The sequence below is a fragment of the Streptosporangium sp. NPDC000509 genome, assembly GCF_042898365.1.
GTDB lineage: Bacteria > Actinomycetota > Actinomycetes > Streptosporangiales > Streptosporangiaceae > Streptosporangium.
Genome location: NZ_JBIAYX010000007.1, coordinates 313,860 through 331,634, shown reverse-complemented (window position 1 = coordinate 331,634; position 17,775 = coordinate 313,860). Strand labels below are relative to the sequence as shown.

At 69.7% G+C, this 17,775-nt stretch carries 16 protein-coding genes; 6 read left to right on the top strand and 10 right to left on the bottom strand.

The window, feature by feature from the left end:
* Positions 1-83: 83 nt before the first annotated feature.
* Positions 84-830, bottom strand: coding sequence for a sensor histidine kinase (locus ACFY3D_RS15850; protein ID WP_389979999.1), 747 nt, complete (start codon positions 828-830; stop codon positions 84-86).
* Positions 831-1,312: 482 nt separating this feature from the next.
* On the opposite strand from ACFY3D_RS15850, the gene ACFY3D_RS15845 reads away from it, so the two are divergent.
* Positions 1,313-2,623 (top strand): hypothetical protein, encoded by a 1,311-nt coding sequence (locus ACFY3D_RS15845; protein WP_389979996.1) that lies wholly within the window; start codon positions 1,313-1,315, stop codon positions 2,621-2,623.
* Positions 2,624-2,645: 22 nt separating this feature from the next.
* Here the strand turns inward: ACFY3D_RS15845 and ACFY3D_RS15840 are convergent, their stop codons facing one another.
* The 5 genes from ACFY3D_RS15840 to ACFY3D_RS15820 form a co-directional block, all read right to left on the bottom strand.
* Positions 2,646-4,322 carry a hypothetical protein gene (locus ACFY3D_RS15840; RefSeq protein ID WP_389979993.1) on the bottom strand — a complete coding sequence of 559 codons (1,677 nt, stop codon included), beginning with the start codon at positions 4,320-4,322 and terminating at the stop codon, positions 2,646-2,648.
* Between the two features lie 593 nt (positions 4,323-4,915).
* Positions 4,916-5,131 (bottom strand): EF-hand domain-containing protein, encoded by a 216-nt coding sequence (locus ACFY3D_RS15835; protein WP_350945705.1) that lies wholly within the window; start codon positions 5,129-5,131, stop codon positions 4,916-4,918.
* Positions 5,132-5,411: 280 nt separating this feature from the next.
* Positions 5,412-5,768 carry a four-helix bundle copper-binding protein gene (locus tag ACFY3D_RS15830; protein ID WP_350945704.1) on the bottom strand — a complete coding sequence of 119 codons (357 nt, stop codon included), beginning with the start codon at positions 5,766-5,768 and terminating at the stop codon, positions 5,412-5,414.
* A 314-nt stretch (positions 5,769-6,082) separates the two neighbouring features.
* Positions 6,083-8,359, bottom strand: coding sequence for a protein translocase subunit SecD (secD, locus tag ACFY3D_RS15825; RefSeq protein WP_389979989.1), 2,277 nt, complete (start codon positions 8,357-8,359; stop codon positions 6,083-6,085).
* 208 nt (positions 8,360-8,567) lie between these two features.
* A complete protein-coding gene (locus tag ACFY3D_RS15820; protein ID WP_389979984.1) occupies positions 8,568-8,960 on the bottom strand; it encodes a hypothetical protein in 393 nt (130 codons plus the stop codon).
* Positions 8,961-9,077: 117 nt separating this feature from the next.
* Between ACFY3D_RS15820 and ACFY3D_RS15815 the strand changes: the two genes are divergently transcribed.
* Positions 9,078-10,739, top strand: a complete 1,662-nt coding sequence (locus ACFY3D_RS15815) for an alpha-amylase family protein (protein WP_389979981.1) — start codon at positions 9,078-9,080, stop codon at positions 10,737-10,739.
* 90 nt (positions 10,740-10,829) lie between these two features.
* On the opposite strand, the gene ACFY3D_RS15810 is transcribed toward ACFY3D_RS15815, so the two are convergent.
* Complete coding sequence (locus tag ACFY3D_RS15810) at positions 10,830-11,471, bottom strand: TetR/AcrR family transcriptional regulator (protein WP_389979978.1); 642 nt, start codon at positions 11,469-11,471, stop codon at positions 10,830-10,832.
* Between the two features lie 77 nt (positions 11,472-11,548).
* Between ACFY3D_RS15810 and ACFY3D_RS15805 the strand changes: the two genes are divergently transcribed.
* On the top strand, positions 11,549-12,283 hold the full coding sequence (locus ACFY3D_RS15805) for an SDR family oxidoreductase (RefSeq protein ID WP_389979975.1): 735 nt from the start codon (positions 11,549-11,551) through the stop codon (positions 12,281-12,283).
* 118 nt (positions 12,284-12,401) lie between these two features.
* Here the strand turns inward: ACFY3D_RS15805 and ACFY3D_RS15800 are convergent, their stop codons facing one another.
* Positions 12,402-13,058, bottom strand: coding sequence for a TetR/AcrR family transcriptional regulator (locus tag ACFY3D_RS15800; RefSeq protein ID WP_389979972.1), 657 nt, complete (start codon positions 13,056-13,058; stop codon positions 12,402-12,404).
* Positions 13,059-13,116: 58 nt separating this feature from the next.
* On the opposite strand from ACFY3D_RS15800, the gene ACFY3D_RS15795 reads away from it, so the two are divergent.
* Both ACFY3D_RS15795 and ACFY3D_RS15790 read left to right on the top strand, forming a co-directional pair.
* The gene (locus ACFY3D_RS15795; RefSeq protein WP_389979969.1) at positions 13,117-13,947 is read left to right on the top strand and encodes an SDR family NAD(P)-dependent oxidoreductase; all 831 of its coding nucleotides are present in this window, start codon (positions 13,117-13,119) and stop codon (positions 13,945-13,947) included.
* A 255-nt stretch (positions 13,948-14,202) separates the two neighbouring features.
* Positions 14,203-14,526, top strand: coding sequence for a nuclear transport factor 2 family protein (locus ACFY3D_RS15790; protein WP_354842435.1), 324 nt, complete (start codon positions 14,203-14,205; stop codon positions 14,524-14,526).
* A gap of 274 nt (positions 14,527-14,800) precedes the next feature.
* On the opposite strand, the gene ACFY3D_RS15785 is transcribed toward ACFY3D_RS15790, so the two are convergent.
* On the bottom strand, positions 14,801-15,223 hold the full coding sequence (locus tag ACFY3D_RS15785; protein WP_389979966.1) for a VOC family protein: 423 nt from the start codon (positions 15,221-15,223) through the stop codon (positions 14,801-14,803).
* Positions 15,224-15,921: 698 nt separating this feature from the next.
* On the opposite strand from ACFY3D_RS15785, the gene ACFY3D_RS15780 reads away from it, so the two are divergent.
* A complete protein-coding gene (locus ACFY3D_RS15780) occupies positions 15,922-16,140 on the top strand; it encodes a helix-hairpin-helix domain-containing protein (RefSeq protein WP_350945699.1) in 219 nt (72 codons plus the stop codon).
* An 80-nt stretch (positions 16,141-16,220) separates the two neighbouring features.
* Here the strand turns inward: ACFY3D_RS15780 and ACFY3D_RS15775 are convergent, their stop codons facing one another.
* Positions 16,221-17,729 (bottom strand): glycosyltransferase family 39 protein, encoded by a 1,509-nt coding sequence (locus ACFY3D_RS15775; RefSeq protein ID WP_389979963.1) that lies wholly within the window; start codon positions 17,727-17,729, stop codon positions 16,221-16,223.
* Positions 17,730-17,775: the final 46 nt, after the last annotated feature.

The window sequence follows — 17,775 nt, the reverse complement described above, 5'->3', positions numbered from 1 at the left end:
CTTCGTGACGGTGCCTTCGTGACGGTGCCGAAGGGCGATCGCGGCTCGCCGACGACGGGCGGAGAGAGAGATCGGGCCCGGCGTCAGAGGTGTTCGGACGCCTGGTGATCGGCGAGCGGAAGGCGGAGGACGAAACGCGCGCCGCCCATGGCGGAGTCCTCCACGTCGATGGTCCCCCGATGAGCCGTGGCGATGTCACGGGCGATCGTGAGGCCGAGTCCGGTGCCTCCCCGGCTGCGGCAGCGTGCCGTGTCCAGGCGGGTGAATCGCTCGAAGATCCTTTCACGGTCGGCGGCGGCGATGCCGTCACCGTCGTCGGCCACGGCGAGTTCGCCGTACCGGCCCTTCCTGCGCACCTCGACCAGCACCGCGTGCCTGGCGTGGCGCTGGGCGTTGTCCAGGAGATTGGTGAAGAGGCGGGTGATCTCCACGTCGACGACGTTCGCCCGCACACCGGGGACGAGCCGCAGCCGTACGGGGACGCCCTTTCCATGCCGCGAGACCGCGGCGCGGACCATTTCCGCCAGATCCACGTTGACGAACGAGTCAGGTGTGTTCGCCCCCACCTTGGCCAGCACCAGCAGGTCGGTGACGATCGTCTGGAGTCGGCCGACGCCCTCCAGCGCGTCGTCCAGAAGCTCGTCCAGCTCCGTCTCGTCGGGGTGTAGCCGTGCTTCTTCCAGGAGTGTCCGAAGCCCGGCGATCGGTGTGAAAAGCTCGTGCGAGGCGTCGGACACGAAGCGGCGCTGCTGGGTCAGCGAGTGATCGATTCTGCTTCTGGCGCTTTCCAGCCGGTTCAACAGATTGCCGGTCGCCAGTGCGAGATGCATGATCTCATCTGCCCCTGGAAGGCCGTGGAATCCGTTGCTCAGATTCTTGGCAGGCGGCGACATGAGAGTCCGTTTCGGTATGCGTCGAGGAGTGCTCTTTCGTCGACGGCGGTGGAGTCTCTCACCCACGGCCTGACGGCCGGGGGAGTCCTCCAGCTCTGGACAGTTACCCACGTCATCATCATTACCCGGTCCGTCGTCCGTCGTCTGCGCTGGCAGCCTCCGTTCGGCACCCCATGCCACCGGGCTCCGGGCATTCCCGCTAGCCGTAATGCCCAGGTCCTCTCGCGGGGACGGTCCGCCGCGCGAGGCCGGGATCGGTCCATGCGGGTGCGACGGGGGTGCCCGGTGTGATGGCTGGTATGGGTTCGACGGGATATATCGGAATGCTGATGATTCCCTGACCGGGGCTGTCGGGTCCACCGTGATCTGGGTAAAGTGCGGGTCGATCGTTTTGTCCAGTTTGCCGGGGAGTTCAGATCATGCGACTTACACTGCGCCGAGCCCTCGCCACGGGCGCCACGCTCGCGCTCGTCGGTGTCATGACCCCCGCGGCCGCGTACTCGCAGGACGATCCCCGCAGCTGTAACGACACGATGGGACCCGACACCCCGGCCTACGTCGTCTGCCACTGGCTGGCCAAGCCAGAAGAGGCCCTCGGGGTCGCGCTGTTCTGGGGGGCCGACGACAACGCCAACCTCAAGGAGGCGACCCCGAGCGACGGCAAGTTCATCGACTGCTCGGCCGCCGGCTCGGTCTGCCCGGAGCCGCCCGGTGGCGGTGCCGAGGGCGACGAGAACTCCCCCTTCCCCGAAGGGGCCGGAGAGGGCGGCCTTCCCGAGTGCGAGGAAGGGCAGCCGTGCTCGGTCGACGGACACGGTGAGGGCGGCGACGGCACGCCCTCCAGAGCCGAACAGACCGGCACCTCCACCGCCAAGAACGTCCAGGACCCCGCGGTCGCGGCCGCGGCGCTCACCCCCGCCGGCCAAGCGATCACCGCGGCGAAGGCCCTGCAGCTGAGGGTCTGGATCGACACCGAACTGGCCGACGACTGGAAGGCCGGCACCGAGGCCTTCACCGCCGCCGTCAAGCGCATCGGCGCGCTGGCCGCGCGCCCCGAGGTCGCGGGCATCCGGTTCACCTCCCAGCTGGGCTACAACACCACCTTCACCACGAACGAGGAGGTCGCCGCGTTCGTCACCGCGGCCTCCGACGCCCTCCGCCAGGCCGCGCCCGGCAAGCGGCTGGGCATCCACACGGTGGTGCCCGAGCTCGCCTGCGGCGCGAACGACACCTGCAAGGCCGAGATGCGCAAGCGGTACCCGCTGCTCGCCCCCGAGAAGATCGAGTCTCCCCTGATCGCGGGCCGCGTCGACCAGATCTCCCTGGACACCGGCCTGCTGTACGGCGGCTACGACACCTGGAAGATCAACGCCGAGCAGGCCCACCTCAACCAGTGGATCCAGGTCCGCGCCCGGTCGTGGGACGTTCTCGCCCAGGTCGCCGCAGAGGAGACCGGGATCGTCGGCGAGGTGACCGCGGAGAAGGTCGTCTCCCGGCTCTCGGTGCCCGTCAAGGACAACGCCGCCCAGCAGGTGAACGTGTGGACGAGCGTCCAGGACGCCCAGGGCACCACGAAGAGGCTGACCGCCTGGGACCAGATGAAGAAGCTCGCCCCGATCCAGCGCCGCCTCGCCGCCGTCTACAACCCGGCCAACCCCGAGACGGACATGGCCGCCGACCTCAAGAAGCTCTCCGAGGTCTTCGGCCAGATCTATCTCAAGACCGCCTGACGCGTCGCGGCCCTTTCCCGCGTCACGTTCTCCCGAGATCGGCGAGATGCTCCATGGCGGTGAGGTCGATCTCCATCGCGCTCGTCCCGGGAGGCAGGCCCAGCGCCTGAACCGTACCGAGGCGCAGCTGGCCCGCATGGCCCAGCACGGCCTCGCCGACGAGGAGCTCCAGGCAGCGTCCCGGCAGCCAGGGCGCGTACTCGGTGGGCCGGGTGACCAGCCCGGCCCCCATGACGTGCGCCGCCGTACGCGCGGCGTCGACCGCGCGGGCCCACGACGACTCGCCGGTGAGGGCGGCGGCGAGGTGCCTGGGCTGGGCGGGGATCGCGGCCGCCAGCGCGTCGAGCTGGGCGCCGGTGGGGCGGCGGTCCGCGCGGGGGCGAGGCGGAGGGGCGTCGCTCGTGAGGGGGGCGAAGACCACTCCCTGCTCGAAGAGCGCGGGGGCGAGGTTTCCCCGTTTGAGGTTCAGGCCGAGCGTCGTGAGCAGTCCGGGGAGAAGCGTGGTGCGCAGCGACGGCTCGTGCGGGCTGATCGGGTTCGTGAGCGTGAGTGTGGCGCGGCGCGGATCGTCGGGTGCCAGGCCGAAGGCGTCCCAGGCGGCATCGCAGACGAACGGAAAACCGGGCGTCTCGACGTATCCCGCTCTCGCCAGCGCGTGCCCGATCCGCCGCCGCAGGTCCTGTGACGGGGGCAGCCCTCCACCGGCCTCCCGTCTTCGGGTGCTCCCGGCGCGGTGCCCGCCGCGCGCCAACGGGATGATCTCCATGTCGGGCACGGCCCGCGCGGCGGGAACGGCCCGCGTCATCGCCGTGTTCGTGACCCTGTCCAGGGGAAGGAGCATGGGCCGCGACCTGCCGGGGGCGAACCCGTCCATCTGGAGGGGAAAGCGGATGTCGCCGTCGACGACGTCGCGCATGTCCTTCAGTCCGTGCCGGAGCATCAGCGTGCGTTCGATGCCCATGCCGAAGGCGAAGGCGCCGTATCTGTGCGGGTCGATACCGCAGGCGGTCAGCACCCGGGGATGGACCATGCCGCACCCGCCCCACCCGATCCATCCCTCTCCACCGCACGTCCCGCACGGATCCGAAGGGGCGTCTCCCCGGAGAGCTCTCGCCGGGTCCTCCTTCGGGAGGTCACGGCAGACGGCGCACTCCACGTCCACCTCGGCCGACGGGTCGGCGTAGGCGAACCGGCGGGCGCGGAGCCGGGTCGCCGTGCCCCTGCCGAACATGGAGACGGCGAAGTGGTCGAGGGTCTTCTTCAGGTCGACCATGGTGAGGCCCAGGTCGACGGCGAGGCCCTCGACCTGGTTGAACACCGGGCTGTGGGTGACGTCGGCCGCCTCGGGGCGGAAGACGCGGCCCGTGCAGATCACCCGGAGGGGCGGGGGCGTGCCGAGCATCGCCCTCACCTGCACCGGTGAGGTGTGCGTACGCAGCAGGAGGCCCGACCTCCGGCCGGGTCCCGCGGGGTTCTCGATGTGGAAGGCGCGTTCTGGGGCGCGGGCGGGGTGGCCGTCGTCCATGTTGAGGGCGTCGAAGGCGAACCACTCGGCCTCGACCTCGGGCCCCTCGACGACGTGGTAACCGAGGTCGAGGAAGAGATCGGTCATCTGCTCGGCCATGATGGTCACCGGATGCCTGGCCCCACGCGAGTCATGCGGCGCACTCCCCGCGCTGCCGCTGGATGCGCTCCTCATCTACTGTTTCTGCCTTCTTCCTCTGTGAGGCTTCCCGGGAGGGCCGGCTCTTGAGGCGGTCGGGCGAGAGCCGCCGGATCACTTTTTGGGCCGGGATGTGACGGGAAGCGAGCGGAAGCGCGGATCGTGGCGACCGGACGACCTCACGCGTGAGACGCGAGATCACCTTCTGGAAAGGGATGGGCGTGCGAAAACCACTCGGGAACATCGGTGCTCACACGTCAATCCGAGCCTTCGCTACGCCTTGCGCTCATATGACTACCCAAAGTTATTGCCCGGTCAATGGCGCGTCAACATGCCACCGGGTCGGCGGCGGGAACGGCGGTGAAGGCGGGGGGAAGGCCGGCGCGGGGCCGAGGGGGGAGGGCCGGGGTGAGACGGGAGGGCGGGGGTGGAAACGGCGGGACCGGATCCGATCGGGGTGCCCCTGCCCGGGTGGGGTGGGGGCCTCGATCGGATCCGGTTCGCGGCCGATCCGGGGTCCGGTGCCCGGATCGGCTCCGGGACGCCGGGGCCGACTCGGCCTGAGGCGTCCGGGGCGGGCCCGAGTGCTCAGGTCGGTTCGGTGAGGTGTTCGGATCGGGGGTGAAAGGTCAGCTCGGCCGGGTCTGGGCGAGGTAGTCGGCGAACTCCTCCAGGGAGATGAGGCCGTCGCCGTCCTGGTCGATCCTGGCGACGGCCGCCGCGGCCGCCTCCGGGGTGATCGGCTGGCCGAGCACCTCCATGAGTCTCGTCAGTTCGGGGATCGAGATGAGGCCGTCACCGTCAACATCAACGATCTTGAAAGTTGTCGCGTAGTCGTCCGCCACGATTGCATCCGCCTTCGGCAGCAGGGAAATCAGACGCCAAGCACACTAGCGGGATTCGAGGCGCGTCTTCCGCTGGAAAGCGGAGTATTCACGCGGAAAGGGGGCGCCGCCGATTCGATCGGCGGCGCCCCCTTCGAGACCGCGTCCCCTCACGTCGTCCCGCGTTCCGACGGCGTCATACCTGCGGCGTGGACGCAGGTATGGGCGCCGGTACGGACATCGCCGCGCGGGTGATGCGGATGTCGATGTTGGACGGCCCGGTAAGGGCAGGGGGGAAGGTTCAGGCCCGTGCGCCGGCCATGGCCTGGCACGCCTCGGCGCATGCCCGGCAGGCGTTGGCGCACTCCTTCAGCATCGCGTCGCCGTTCATGGACATGCACGCCTCGGCGCACTTGCTCGCGACCTTCGCGCACATCGCGGCCATCTCCATCGCCATCGGCGACTGGCGCATCATCATGTCCGCGCACATACGGGTTATGTCGGAGCAGTCCATGAGCGGGGCCATCATCGCCATGTCGGCGTGCTGACCCCCCTGCCTCAGGCAGTAGGACATGGTCTGCTCGCAACGGCTGTGGCTCTCCATGCAGGCATCGATGCACTTCTGCATCTGAGGGCTCATCTTCACCGCGTGACTCATACTTTCTCCCCGTTTTCGTGACCGGCATCGTTTTGACGGCCAAAGGTGTCGCAACAGGGTTGTGCCCCTGCCGAATACCTCTGCTCGCCGGGGAGTTCCGCCTTTAGCCGCAGATGGAAATAGTTTTGTGTATAAATTCACCCTTAATTTGTAGGATTAACGGGAAAAAGAGGGCGGCGGTCCGAGCACCGTGCTCGGACCGCCGCCTGGCCTCCATCCTCCGGCCGCCGTTCCCCGGCCTCCGCCGTCTGCTTCGGTCGGATCGTCCCGGTCGGGTTGCCGCTGTCAGGTATGCCGCTGTCGGATCGCCGTTGTCAGACCACCGCGCCCGAACCCTCACGAGCCCGTTTCGGCCCCTTCCGCTTGGGCGAGGGCGGAGTGCCGGGGCTGCGCTTCTCCAGCTCGATGGCGAGCGGCCCCGCGACCAGCGCGGAGGAGAGCGTGCCGACGACGATTCCGATCAGCAGCGCCACCGCGAAGTCGGTGAGCGAGTCACCGCCGAGCACCGCGAGCGCGGCCAGGATGAACAGCGCGCCCAGGCCGGTGTTGACCGTACGGGGGACCGTCTGCAGGATCGAGGTGTTCGTCACCTCGGCGAACGAGGCCTTCGGGTGCGCTCCCCACAGCTCGCGGACCCGGTCGAAGACCACCACCTTGTCGTTGACCGAGTAGCCGATCACGGTGAGCATCGAGGCGAGGAACACCCCGTCCACCGGCTTGCCCATCCACGCGAACGCGCCGATCACGATCGCCGCGTCGGCGGCGAGGGCGAGCACCGCCGCCAGCCCGAACGTCCAGCGGAACCGGAAGGCGAGATAGGCGAGCTGCGCGGCGAGCGCGACCCCCAGCGCGATCAGCGCGTTGCGGCGCAGCTCGTCCCCGAGGCTCGGCCCGATGAGCTCGTCACGCTCCTTGGTGACCTGCGCACCCTGGCTCTCCAGCGCGTTCTCGATCCGCACCACCTCGGCGGGGCTGATCTGTCCGGTCCTTACGGAGATGTCATCGCCGGAGGTCTGCACCACCGCGTTGGGGAACCCGGCCTCGCTGACGAGCGCGCGGGCGGCGTCGGCGGTCATCGGGGTGCTCGAGGAGTACTCCACGAGCCTGCCCCCGGTGAACTCCACGCCGAAGTTGATCCCCCGCACCGCCACTCCCGCCACGGAGGCGGCCACCAGCACGCACGTGACCAGGAGATACAGTGCGCGGCGGCCCATCAGGTCCGGCTTGTGCGTGTTCAGCCAGGTGCGGACGCGGCCGATGCTGGACAGGCCGGTCATCCCGGGCCGTGCGGCCACGCCCTGGAAGGACACCGCCCACTGGGCTATGACGCGGGTGATGACCATCGCGGTGATCAGCGAGGCGATCACGCCGATGCTCAGCGTGACGCCGAAACCGCGTACCGGTCCGGACGCCAGGAAGAACAGCAGCCCGGCGGCGAGCAGCGTGGTGATGTTGGAGTCGGCCACCGCGCTCCAGGCGTTGCGGAAGCCCTTCTCCAGCGAGCCCCGCAGCCCCGGCTCCGCCTCGTACTCCTCCCGGGCCCGCTCGAAGACCAGCACGTTGGCGTCGACCGCCATGCCGATCGCGAGCACGAAGCCCGCCAGCCCCGGCAGGGTGAGTGTGGCGCCGAGCCCCACGAGCGCCGCGTACGAGATCAGCGCGTAGCAGGCGAGGGCGAAGGCGGCGATGAGGCCCACCAGCCGGTAGATCACGATGATGAACAGCGCGGTGAGCACGATGCCGATGACCGCGGCCTGGGCGCTGGCGGTGATCGCGGCGGCGCCGAGCGTCGGGCCGACGGTCCGCTGCTCGACGATCTCGACGGGCACCGGCAGCGAGCCGCCCTTGATCAGCAGAGCGAGGTCCGCGGCCTCCTCCGCGGTGAAGGTGCCGGTGATCTGGGTGGAACCTCCGGCCAGGCCGACGTTGCAGCCCACGCTCTCGTTCACCTGGGGTGAGACGATCACCTTGGAGTCGAGCACGATGGCGACCCTGCGCTTGGGGTCGCCCGGCTGGTTGCAGGCGGCCTGGCCGGTCAGCTCGGCCCACTCCGCCCGTCCGTTGTCGCGGAAGTCGACGGTGACGAACCAGCCGCTGCCCTGCTGGGCGTCGATCCCCGCCTGGGCGTCGCTGACGCCGTCACCGGTGAGCGCGGCCGGTCCCACGTGCAGCGGGCTGCCGTCCTCGTCGGGCAGGATCAGCTCGCCGTCCTTGGGCTTGGTCTCGTCGGCGGGGTTGGGGACGGCGATGACGGGGTGGAAGGTGAGCTGCGCGGTCTTGCCGATGACCTCGGCGGCCTTGGTCGGGTCCTGCACGCCCGGCAGTTCCACGATGATGCGCCGCTCGCCGGAGCGGGCCAGCGGCGCGTCCGCGACGCCCAGGCCGTCGGCCCGGCGGCGGAGCACCTCAAGGGTGCGGTCGGTGGCCGCCGCGTCGGCCTTGACGGTCGGTGAGTCCTGGGTCTCCAGTACGAGCTGGGTGCCGCCGCGCAGGTCGAGACCGAGGCGCGGCGACATGGTTAAGGCGATGAACAGGGAGGTGGCGATGACGGCGAACGCCGCCACCGCGCGTACCAGCGGGGCACGCGACATGGAAGCCTCCACAGGCTGGGAAATTGTCCTCGGGAATGCCGGAGGTGCCTTTTCGTGGACGTCGGCATGTCTCGCGTACGGGAGCAGCGCTTTCCAGGCGCGACGGCCTCCGGAAGGACGACCTTCGAAAAGGCGGCCTTCCGGCTCTTGGGGGAAGGAAAGGCGTTCTCCGGGTACGGCGAAAGGCCCGGAGGGGCTCCGGGACGATTCAGCCGACGGTGGAGGCGGGGGGTGCGCGCCCCGGCCTGACGAGCAGGGCCGCGAGCGGACGGGTGTCGTCGTCGCGGGCCGGGCGCGTGCCCAGGCCGGTGGCCAGGGAGAGGTGCCGGAGGTCGGACGGCGGGGTCGCGAGCGGATGGCCGCCCCCGCCACCCAGCAGGCCGATCCCCGCGACGGAGAGGCCGGAGGCGAGGGCGTTCCTGTGCCCGACGTCGGAGACCGGGCGGGAGGGCCGCTGATGCTCGCCGGAGACCTGGGCGACGGTGGAGTGTCGCAGGAGGACGGCGGCGGCGCCGCCCCCGCTCAGCCCTCCGGAGACGAGCATCGGCAGCAGGAGAGCGAGCAGCCAGCCGAAGGGCGCGCCGCGCCTCAGCTGTCGCATGATCTCCTCCTGGCCATTCCATCCACCGTAACGTGTCGGAGGCCCCGGGATCTCATCGACGTCGACCCAGTGTCGGCGTTGTCTCATAAAAAGGTCAAGGGAGGGTAGTGCGGACGCATGCGCCTCACCTATACAGCTGATCTGTGGTGGAAGAACGCCGTCGTCTACTGCCTGGACGTGGAGACCTACAAGGACGGGAACGGTGACGGCATCGGTGATTTCCGGGGCCTCACCCAGGAGATCGACCATCTGGACCGGCTCGGGGTGACCTGCATCTGGCTGATGCCGTTCTACGCCACGCCCAGCCGCGACGACGGTTACGACGTCAGCGACTTCTACTCGATCGATCCCCGTCTGGGCACCCTTGGCGACTTCGTGGAGTTCATGCGCACCGCCAGGGACCGGGGGATGCGGGTGATCGCCGACCTGGTGGTCAACCACACCTCCGACGAGCACCCCTGGTTCAAGGAGGCCCGCTCCAGCCGCGACTCCGCCAAGCGCGACTGGTACATCTGGCAGGACGAGCCCGACCCCGTCGATCCCAAGGCGATCGTCTTCCCCGACAAGGAGGACAGCCTCTGGGAGCTGGACAAGAAGACCGGCCAGTACTACTACCACAGCTTCTACAAGACCCAGCCCGACCTGAACACGGCGAACCCGCAGGTCCGCGACGAGATCGCGCGCATCGTGGGGTTCTGGATGGAACTCGGCCTGTCGGGCTTCCGGGTGGACGCGGTGCCGTTCCTGATCGAGGAGATCAGCGGTGACCCGCACGAGTTCCTCGCCGACCTGCGCGCCTTCATGAACCGCCGCGACGGCTCCTCGATCCTGCTGGGCGAGGTGAACCTGCCCTACCCGGAGTTGCTGAAGTACTTCGGTGACTCGGGGAACGGCGACGAGGTCACCATGTGCTTCGACTTCATCGCCATGCAGCGCTTCTACCTGTCGATGGCCCGCCAGAACCCCGAAGCCCTCGCCGACGCGCTGCGCGACCGGCCGGACCCGCCCGACGACTCCCAGTGGGCGATGTTCGTCCGCAACCACGACGAGCTGACCCTGGACAAGCTCACCGAGGCACAGAAGCACGAGGTCTTCGAGGCCTTCGGCCCCGACAAGAACATGCAGCTGTACGACCGGGGCCTGCGCCGTCGCCTTCCGCCGATGCTCGGCGGCGACATGCGGCGGATCAAATTGGCCTACAGCGTGCTGTTCTCCCTGCCGGGCACACCGGTGCTCTTCTACGGCGAGGAGATCGGCCTCGGTGAGAACCTGAAGGCCGGGGGCCGGATGGCGGTCCGGGTCCCGATGCAGTGGTCGGCGAAGGGCGGCTTCTCGCCCAACCCGAAGACCAAGGTCTCCTCGCCCGCCGGCAAGTTCGGCCCGCGCAACGTCAACGTCGAGGACCAGCGCCGCGACCCGGACTCGCTGCTGAAGTGGATCATGCTGCTGATCGAGCGCTACCGGGAGTCGCCCGAGCTGGCCTGGGGGAAGTACGAGATCCTGGACGCCGGTGACACGGCGGTGCTGGCCCACCGGGCCGACGCCGAGCGCGGCACCGTGGTCGCCGTCCACAACTTCGCCGACCGCGAGGCGAAGGTGGATCTCGTGCTCGAAGGTCTCGGCGACCGCGACAAGCTGGTCGACCTGCTGGTGGACGGCACCCTCGATCTGCCCGCCGACGGCCGGGTGAAGTTCACCCTGGAGCCGTACGGCACCCGCTGGCTCCGTACCTCCCTCCGCGACGCGGCGCCGGAGGAGACCTCGGTCAAGAGCGAGTGACCCGGCCGGGAGACCACCCCGGACCACGTCCGGGTGGCCGTCCTGCGGGCCGGCCCGCTCCCCGGCTCGCTCGCTGTCCCGTTTCCCGTCCTATTTCCCTTTCCGCTCGACCTCCCGCTCCCCGTGGCGCTCTCCGCCGCGTTCCCCTTCCCGTTCCCCGGGCCAGGCGAGCATCGCGAGCTCGGCGATCCGTTCCAGCTCCTGCCGGGTCGCGCCGTCGCGGGACTGGGTGGACATGCCCTGGATCGTGGCCGCGTAGAACATGGCCAGGGCTCCGACGTCGGTGTCCTGGGGTAGCAGGCCCGCCGCCACGTCCGAGGCGATGCGTGCCGCGATCGCCGACTTGGCGGCCTCCCTGATCTCGCGCATCGCCTCCCGCACGTCGGCCGACTCCGGGCCGACGTTGACCGCCGCACTGATGACCAGGCAGCCGGGCGGATGGCTGGGGTCCGCGTAGTCGATCGCGGCCTGACGCAGCATCCTGGCGATCGCCGCCCGCGCGGTCGGCTCCTCGGCGAGTGCCGCCGGGGCGAAGTCATGCGTTCGGTAGCGCGCGACGACCTCGTCGAACAGGCGTCGCTTGTCGCCGAAGGCGGCGTACAGGCTGGGCGGCCGGATGCCCATCGCGGTGGTGAGGGAGGCGATGGAGGTGGCCTCGTAGCCGTGCCGCCAGAACTCCAGCATCGCCGTGTCCAGCGCGGCGTCACGGTCGAAGGCTCGTTTCCTGCTCACCGGAGCATTGTATAGCGATCGCTAAAAAACCCTGCTACGGTTCCGTTTTGTAGCGATCGCTAAAAATGGGAGGCGATGTGAGAACCGCGTTGGTGACGGGCGCGAGCAGGGGAATCGGCAGGGCGATCGCCCTGCGGCTCGGACGTGAGAAGGTGCGGGTGGCCGTCCACTACGCCAGGGACGAGGCGGCGGCGGAGGACGTCGTGACGGCGATCACCGAGGCCGGGGGAGAGGCCTTCCCGGTCAGGGCGGAGCTCGGTGTGGAGGGGGACGTGGAGACGCTCTTCACCGCCCTGGAGAAGGAGGTGGAAGGGCTCGACATCCTCGTCAACAATGCGGGGATCGTCATTCGCGCGGGCATCGCGGAGACCACGCCCGAGGCGTACGACAGGATGTTCGCCGTCAACGTCAGGGCGCCGTTCTTCATCATCCAGCGGGCACTGCCACTCCTGTGCGACGGCGGGCGCATCGTCAACATCAGCTCCGGTGTGACCAGGATCGCCTCCCCCGATATCGCCGCCTACGTCGCGACGAAGGGGGCGATAGAAACGCTGAACCGGACGCTGGCCAAGAAACTCGGTCCGCGCGGGATCACGGTGAACTCGGTCTCGCCGGGCCTCACCGACACCGACATGAACGCGGGCTGGCTGCGGGGCAACCTCGAAGCCGAGGGTTACGCGGCCGAACTGACGGCCCTCGGCAGGGTCGGCGTAGCGGAGGACATCGCCGACGTCGTCGCCTTCGTCGTCTCCGACGACGCCCGCTGGGTCACCGGCACCACCATCGACGCCACCGGTGGCGCCGTCCTCTGAGCTCCTCCCGGCCCCACGTGCGGCGCCGCGTTCCGAGCCCCGCCCGGCGCCGCACTCGGAGCTCTGCCCGGCTCCGAGCGACGAGGTCGTGCGGCCCCTCCGAGGAACACCGCGTGCTCTAGCGGGCCAGGCGGTCCAGCAGCTCGCCGAGCAGCGCGCGTTCGCCAGGGGTGAGGTCGCCCGGGTCGTTGTCGACCAGCGCACGCAACGTCAGTGCGGCGCTCGCACGGGTCGCGGGGGCGTCGGCGGAGGGCGTGTGCAGGACTCCGGCCAGCGCGGCCTCGCGGACGCGTCCGGACAGCCTGAAGTCCGGCTCCGGCTGGCTGATCAAGGTGAGCGTGATGCCGACGTTGGCGGCAAGCACCTGTTCGGCGGCTTCGTCCGCCGGCACCTTGAGCAGGCCCTGGGCGGCGGCGGCGGTCAACCGCTCGCGCAACGCGGCGTGCGCGGGAGCGGTGACGGCGCAGGGCTTTCCCGGCTCGGCGCGGCCGTAAAGCAGCCCGTAGAACGACGGGTGCTCCAGCCCGAACCGCACGTGCCTGTCCCAGCCCTCGCGCAGGTCGTCCAGCGGGTCGCCAGAGCTCTCGACCACGGTGTACTGGGTGAAGCCGTGGTTCAGTACGGCGTCGATCAGGCCCTGCTTGCTGCCGAAGTGGTGGTACAGCGTCGGGGCCTGCACCCCGGCGCGTTCGCACACCGCCCTCGTGGACACCGTGCCGCCGCTCTCCAGCAACTCCGCCGCGACGAGCAGGAGTCGATCCCGTGCGTTCTGCATGCTTGCTACAGTAGCTTATATAGCGCTACATTGCTCGCTATAGCGAAAGGAGAAGTCCGTGAGGACTTGGTTCGTCACTGGCGGGACACCCGGAGGGTTCGGCCTGGTCTATGCCGAGGCTGCACTGAAACAGGGCGATCAGGTGGTGGTGACAGCACGTCGGCCCTCTGAACTGCAGGAATGGGCTGAACCGCGCGGCGACCGTGTGCTGGTTCTCCAGCTCGATGTCACCGATGCCGAGCAGGTGCGTGCGGCGGTCAAGACGGCGGAGGAGCGGTTCGGCGGGATCGACGTGCTCGTCAACAACGCGGGCCGTGGCTGGTTCGGCTCGGTCGAGGGGGCCCCCGACGAGACGATCCGCCGCACGTTCGACCTCAACCTGTTCGCCGTGGTCGAGGTGATACGCGCGGTCCTGCCTGGTATGCGGGCACGCGGCGACGGCTGGATCGTGAACATGTCGTCGGTGGCGGGCCTTGTCGGCGCACAGGGGTTCGGCTACTACTCGGCGGCGAAGTTCGCGCTCGAAGGACTGTCGGAGACACTGCGCCATGAAGTTGAGCCGTTCGGTGTGCGCGTGCTCGTCGTAGAGCCGGGAGCGTTCCGCACCAAGGCTTTCGCCGGCTTCCAGAACGAGCCCGTCAACGAGACCGTCGACGCCTACGTGCCGCTGGTCGAGGGCGTCAAGGCGGCGTTCGTGGAACATGACGGCAAGCAAGAAGGTGACCCTGAACGCGGAGTGCAGGCCGTGATCAGCGCGATGAACGCACCCGTTCCGCCGCAACGGATCGTGCTCGGCAACTCTGGCTACGACGTCGTTGTTGCGATGCACGAGAACGCACTCGCGGAGCTGCGCGCGAACGAAAAGCTCTCGCGCGGTGCGGACTTCTAAGCCTGTTGCCAGAACGTGAGGAGCCTCGTCGGGGTGGGGTGAGTTACCACACGACCGACCCGACGAAGCCTTCGTCAGTATGCGCCCCGCGCATGTCTATGCCGACTTGACCCCTGCTCGGCACCTCGAGCTGGTCACCGCCTTGCACGGCGTGCGGCGGGTCGCCGCCCGCATCGTCATTGTGCTGCTGAGGTGCTGCAGGGACGTGCCAGGACGCGCCCGCGTCCTGGTACCCGAGAAGACCGGAGAGCAGAAATGGACGACATCACCCTTCCCAAGGCTGTCGAGAACTTCATCGCGGCCACCAACGCGCACGACGCTAACGCGCTGGCCGCGGTCTTCGGCGACGGGGCCACCGTGCGCGATGACGGGACGACCTACGCCGGCGAGGCCGAGATCCGCGAGTGGATCCAGGGGCACCTGATCAACCCCAAGATCGTGATCACACCGACCTCGTTCGCGGGCGACCGTCTGGTGGCCTCCGGGGACGGTGAGTTCCCCGGCGGGCCTCTGTCCTTCGCGTTCGTGTTCGGCATCAAGGACGACCAGGTCACCGACCTCGCGATCGACCCCGTCTGACTCATCACCGGCCCGGGACGGCCTGAGGGCTGCCCAGGCCATGAACAGGGGACCAGCCATGGGCACCAGGACGAACTGATCAACCCGACAGTGGTGACGCGACCAAGGCCTGCCTGACAAATGATCACGGTGGATGCGGTTGGATAATCGCTCGTGACGCGACGAGGCGAGGCAGTGGCGAGCCATCGCCACCCGCTTCGACAAGCTCGCCATCCGCTACCTCGCAGGCGTCACCCCGGCATCCGTCATGCTCTGGCTCCGCCGTTTTGAATTGTCAGACAGGCCTTAGCGGGCTTCCTGGGGGGGCCTCTCCCAGCTCGGTGAAGAGCGTGAGCTGGAGCCCGGCCGGACCCTCAAGGCGGGAGTTGAGCGAGTTCCACGGAGTCCGGACGGGTTCGGCGATCACCGTGGCGCCGGCCCCGGCCAGCTCGGCGGTGACGGCGGGCGAGTCGTCCACCTCGAACGCCACCCGGATGTGCCCGGCCACCCTCCGCCCCACCTCGACCCGGTCGATGAACTCCGCCTGCGACGGGTCGGCGATCTCCAGGGTGGCCCGCCCCGCCTCCAGGATCGTCACCCGGCCGTCGGGCGAGGAGTACGCGGCCCGCTCGGGCAGGCCGAGCACGTCGCGGTAGAAGCGCAACGCCTCGTCGTAGTCGTCGGCGGTGACGACCAGGCGCAGCTCTCGAACGGTCATGACGGCTCCCAGGGTGATCGCGGATCTCTCGACCACGACAGCACGACCACCCGCGTCCGGCATTCCCGCGGACCGGTCGTTGGCCGGTGTTTCGCGTTCTCGCCGGGTCACAACGCCTTGTGACGCTCCCCCTCACCGGGTCATAACGCCTTGTGACGCTCCCCCGAGACGGCGTGCCCCGGTTTGCCGCGCCTCGTCGCGGGGGTCGGTCGGCCCGGATGTGAGGACATCTCCCGATGCGCATATGCTGCGCATCGTCGTCTTCATGTCAGGCAGTGCCTAAAAGGGGCCAAGCGTCCAGAGGGAGAAGCTCACCGTGTACAAGGAGTTCGCGATCGAGGCCGTGGTCTGGGTGATCCCCGTCGTAGTGCTGCTCGGACTCGCTTTCATGATCACTGCCTGACCCGGAATCCCGGCGCGGACCTCGCCGCCGACGCCGGGATCCCCGAGGAGCTCCGACGCGCCCGGTTCCGTGGGAACGGTTCCTCCAAGGTCGCCGGATGCCCGCGATCGTTCAACGCTCGTGATCACTCGACGCCCGGTACGCGCCTCGCCGGTTTTGTCGTAGGAGCATGCCAAACTCGCGCCACCGTGCCGCGGGTTTCCACGGCACGGGGTCCCCAGCATGCCGGGCTCCCACGGCGCGGCGTTCTCCCGCGTCGCCGGGTGACCGGCGTTCGTTCCCCCGAGGAGACGCCATGACGACCCCAGGCCAGGGCGACGTTCCCACCGACATCCCCGCCGGCATCGGACGTCCCGCGGGCCGGGCTCTCGCCGCGGCCGGTTACACGACGCTCGCCCAGGTGGCCGCCACGACCGAGAAGGATCTTCTGCGGTTGCACGGCGTGGGTCCCAGGGCGATCCGCCTGCTACGCGAGGCCCTCGCCGAACGCGGGCTCACCCTGCCCGCTCGGTGAGCCCGTCCGGAGGACCCGAGCCCCGGGAAACCTGGAGGACCCGAGCCACAGGAAAGACGGCCGGTTCGCCGCCGGGGAGGTCAGCTGTGGTGCCGCATCTCGGGCCAGAGTCGCGGCCAGGGCAGCAGCGGGTCACGGCAGACGAGGACGGGCAGGTTCTGCTCCTCGTTGGACAGGCCGACGCCGTTGTCGATCCTGCCGCGCTCCTCGCAGGCGGTGAACGCGCGGGCGTAGCCGCCGGGGGAGTCGGTCACCACCACGGCGACCCGGGCGGACGCGGGCGGCGGGCCGCGCCAGTAGAGCTCGTTGTGCCCGCTGTGGACCTCGGGAAGGCCGTACCGGTCGGCGTAGCGGTCCAGCGCCCCGGCCTCGCCGTAGTTGTCGGTGAGGAGCACGGCCCGTGCGCGCTCCTCGGGCGTGAGCCCGTCGACCACCGCCGCGACCCGCGCGGCGAACTCCGGCCATCCGATCGACTCGCGCGCCACCTCGTTGATCCCGGCGACCGGGGTGCCCTCCAGGGCCGAGGGAGGGATCACCGGCAGCGCGATGACGACGGAGGTGACCGCGTTGACCGCGAGCGCGCCGACGACCAGTACGCGCCGCCCCCCGCCTGAGGACATCCACCGGACGACCGGGCCGCACCCCGCCGCGAAGAGCAGCACGAGCAGGCCCGCCACGTAGTCGGGGCGCCCGCCGGAGTAGAGCGTCAGCGCGCAGGCCAGTGGATAGGCGAGGGCGAGGCAGCGCAGGCGGGGTTCTCGCCACAGCCGTACGGCGCCGACCACCTGGAGGACCGCCTGCGGCGGGCCGAGCAGCAGGAGCTGCAGAGGCAGGAAGGCGAGACGGTTGTCGGCGCCCTCGTCCGCCTCCAGCGCCCCGGCCATCACCAGCTGCGGCCAGCCGTGGGTCGCCTGGTAGACCAGGTTGGGCGCGGCGATCACGAGCGCGAGCAGCGCGCCGAGCCAGAGCCCACGCTCCCGCAGCACGTCGCGCGGCCCCGCCACCAAGACCCCCACCCCCAGGCTGACCAGGAACAACACGATCAGCTGCCGGTTGTACGTCGCCACCCCCGCGACGGCGCCCACAGCGAGCCACCAGCGGCCGTCGCCACGCAGCGCCCGTACGGCGAAAAGCGCCGCCGCGACCCAGAACGGAAGATCGACACCCAGGGTGAGCAGGGAGTGCCCGCCGATCAGAAGCAGGCTCGTGGTGGCGATTCCCGCCGCGGCGACGATCTGCGTCCCGCGGTCGCCGCCGAGCTCCCGGGCCAGGAGGGCGACCAGGACGACGGTGAGCGACGCGATCAGGGCGGGAACGACGCGCAGGGCGACCACGGTGTCGCCGAACACGGCGACCGAGGCCCGCGCGATCAGCGGGGTGAGCGGCGGGGTGTCGAAGTATCCGAGGGCGGGGTGTTCGCCCAGCATCCGGAAGTACAGCTCGTCCCGGTGGTAGCCGTAGCGTGGGCTCGCGACCAGCAGCACGGCGAACGCGGCGAGCGCGACCGCGCCGACGGGCCGCCCGGCGAAGGGGGCGGCCGGTGCGGTCGTGCCTGGGGTGCGCGGGGCGGAGGGGGAGGTGGCGGGCACCCGTTCATCATCGGCTTTCGACGCCGGTGACGCGAGGGGGTTTTCG

Bases quoted from the DNA above. Each gene is read 5' to 3' on its own strand.
- ACFY3D_RS15845 (WP_389979996.1), top strand. From the start codon at position 1,313: ATGCGACTTACACTGCGCCGAGCCCTCGCCACGGGCGCCACGCTCGCG.
- secD (WP_389979989.1), bottom strand. From the start codon at position 8,359: ATGTCGCGTGCCCCGCTGGTACGCGCGGTGGCGGCGTTCGCCGTCATC.
- ACFY3D_RS15850 (WP_389979999.1), bottom strand. From the start codon at position 830: ATGCATCTCGCACTGGCGACCGGCAATCTGTTGAACCGGCTGGAAAGC.
- ACFY3D_RS15840 (WP_389979993.1), bottom strand. From the start codon at position 4,322: ATGAGGAGCGCATCCAGCGGCAGCGCGGGGAGTGCGCCGCATGACTCG.
- ACFY3D_RS15780 (WP_350945699.1), top strand. From the start codon at position 15,922: ATGACGACCCCAGGCCAGGGCGACGTTCCCACCGACATCCCCGCCGGC.
- ACFY3D_RS15800 (WP_389979972.1), bottom strand. From the start codon at position 13,058: ATGCAGAACGCACGGGATCGACTCCTGCTCGTCGCGGCGGAGTTGCTG.
- ACFY3D_RS15815 (WP_389979981.1), top strand. From the start codon at position 9,078: ATGCGCCTCACCTATACAGCTGATCTGTGGTGGAAGAACGCCGTCGTC.
- ACFY3D_RS15820 (WP_389979984.1), bottom strand. From the start codon at position 8,960: ATGCGACAGCTGAGGCGCGGCGCGCCCTTCGGCTGGCTGCTCGCTCTC.
- ACFY3D_RS15790 (WP_354842435.1), top strand. From the start codon at position 14,203: ATGGACGACATCACCCTTCCCAAGGCTGTCGAGAACTTCATCGCGGCC.
- ACFY3D_RS15785 (WP_389979966.1), bottom strand. From the start codon at position 15,223: ATGACCGTTCGAGAGCTGCGCCTGGTCGTCACCGCCGACGACTACGAC.
- ACFY3D_RS15830 (WP_350945704.1), bottom strand. From the start codon at position 5,768: ATGAGTCACGCGGTGAAGATGAGCCCTCAGATGCAGAAGTGCATCGAT.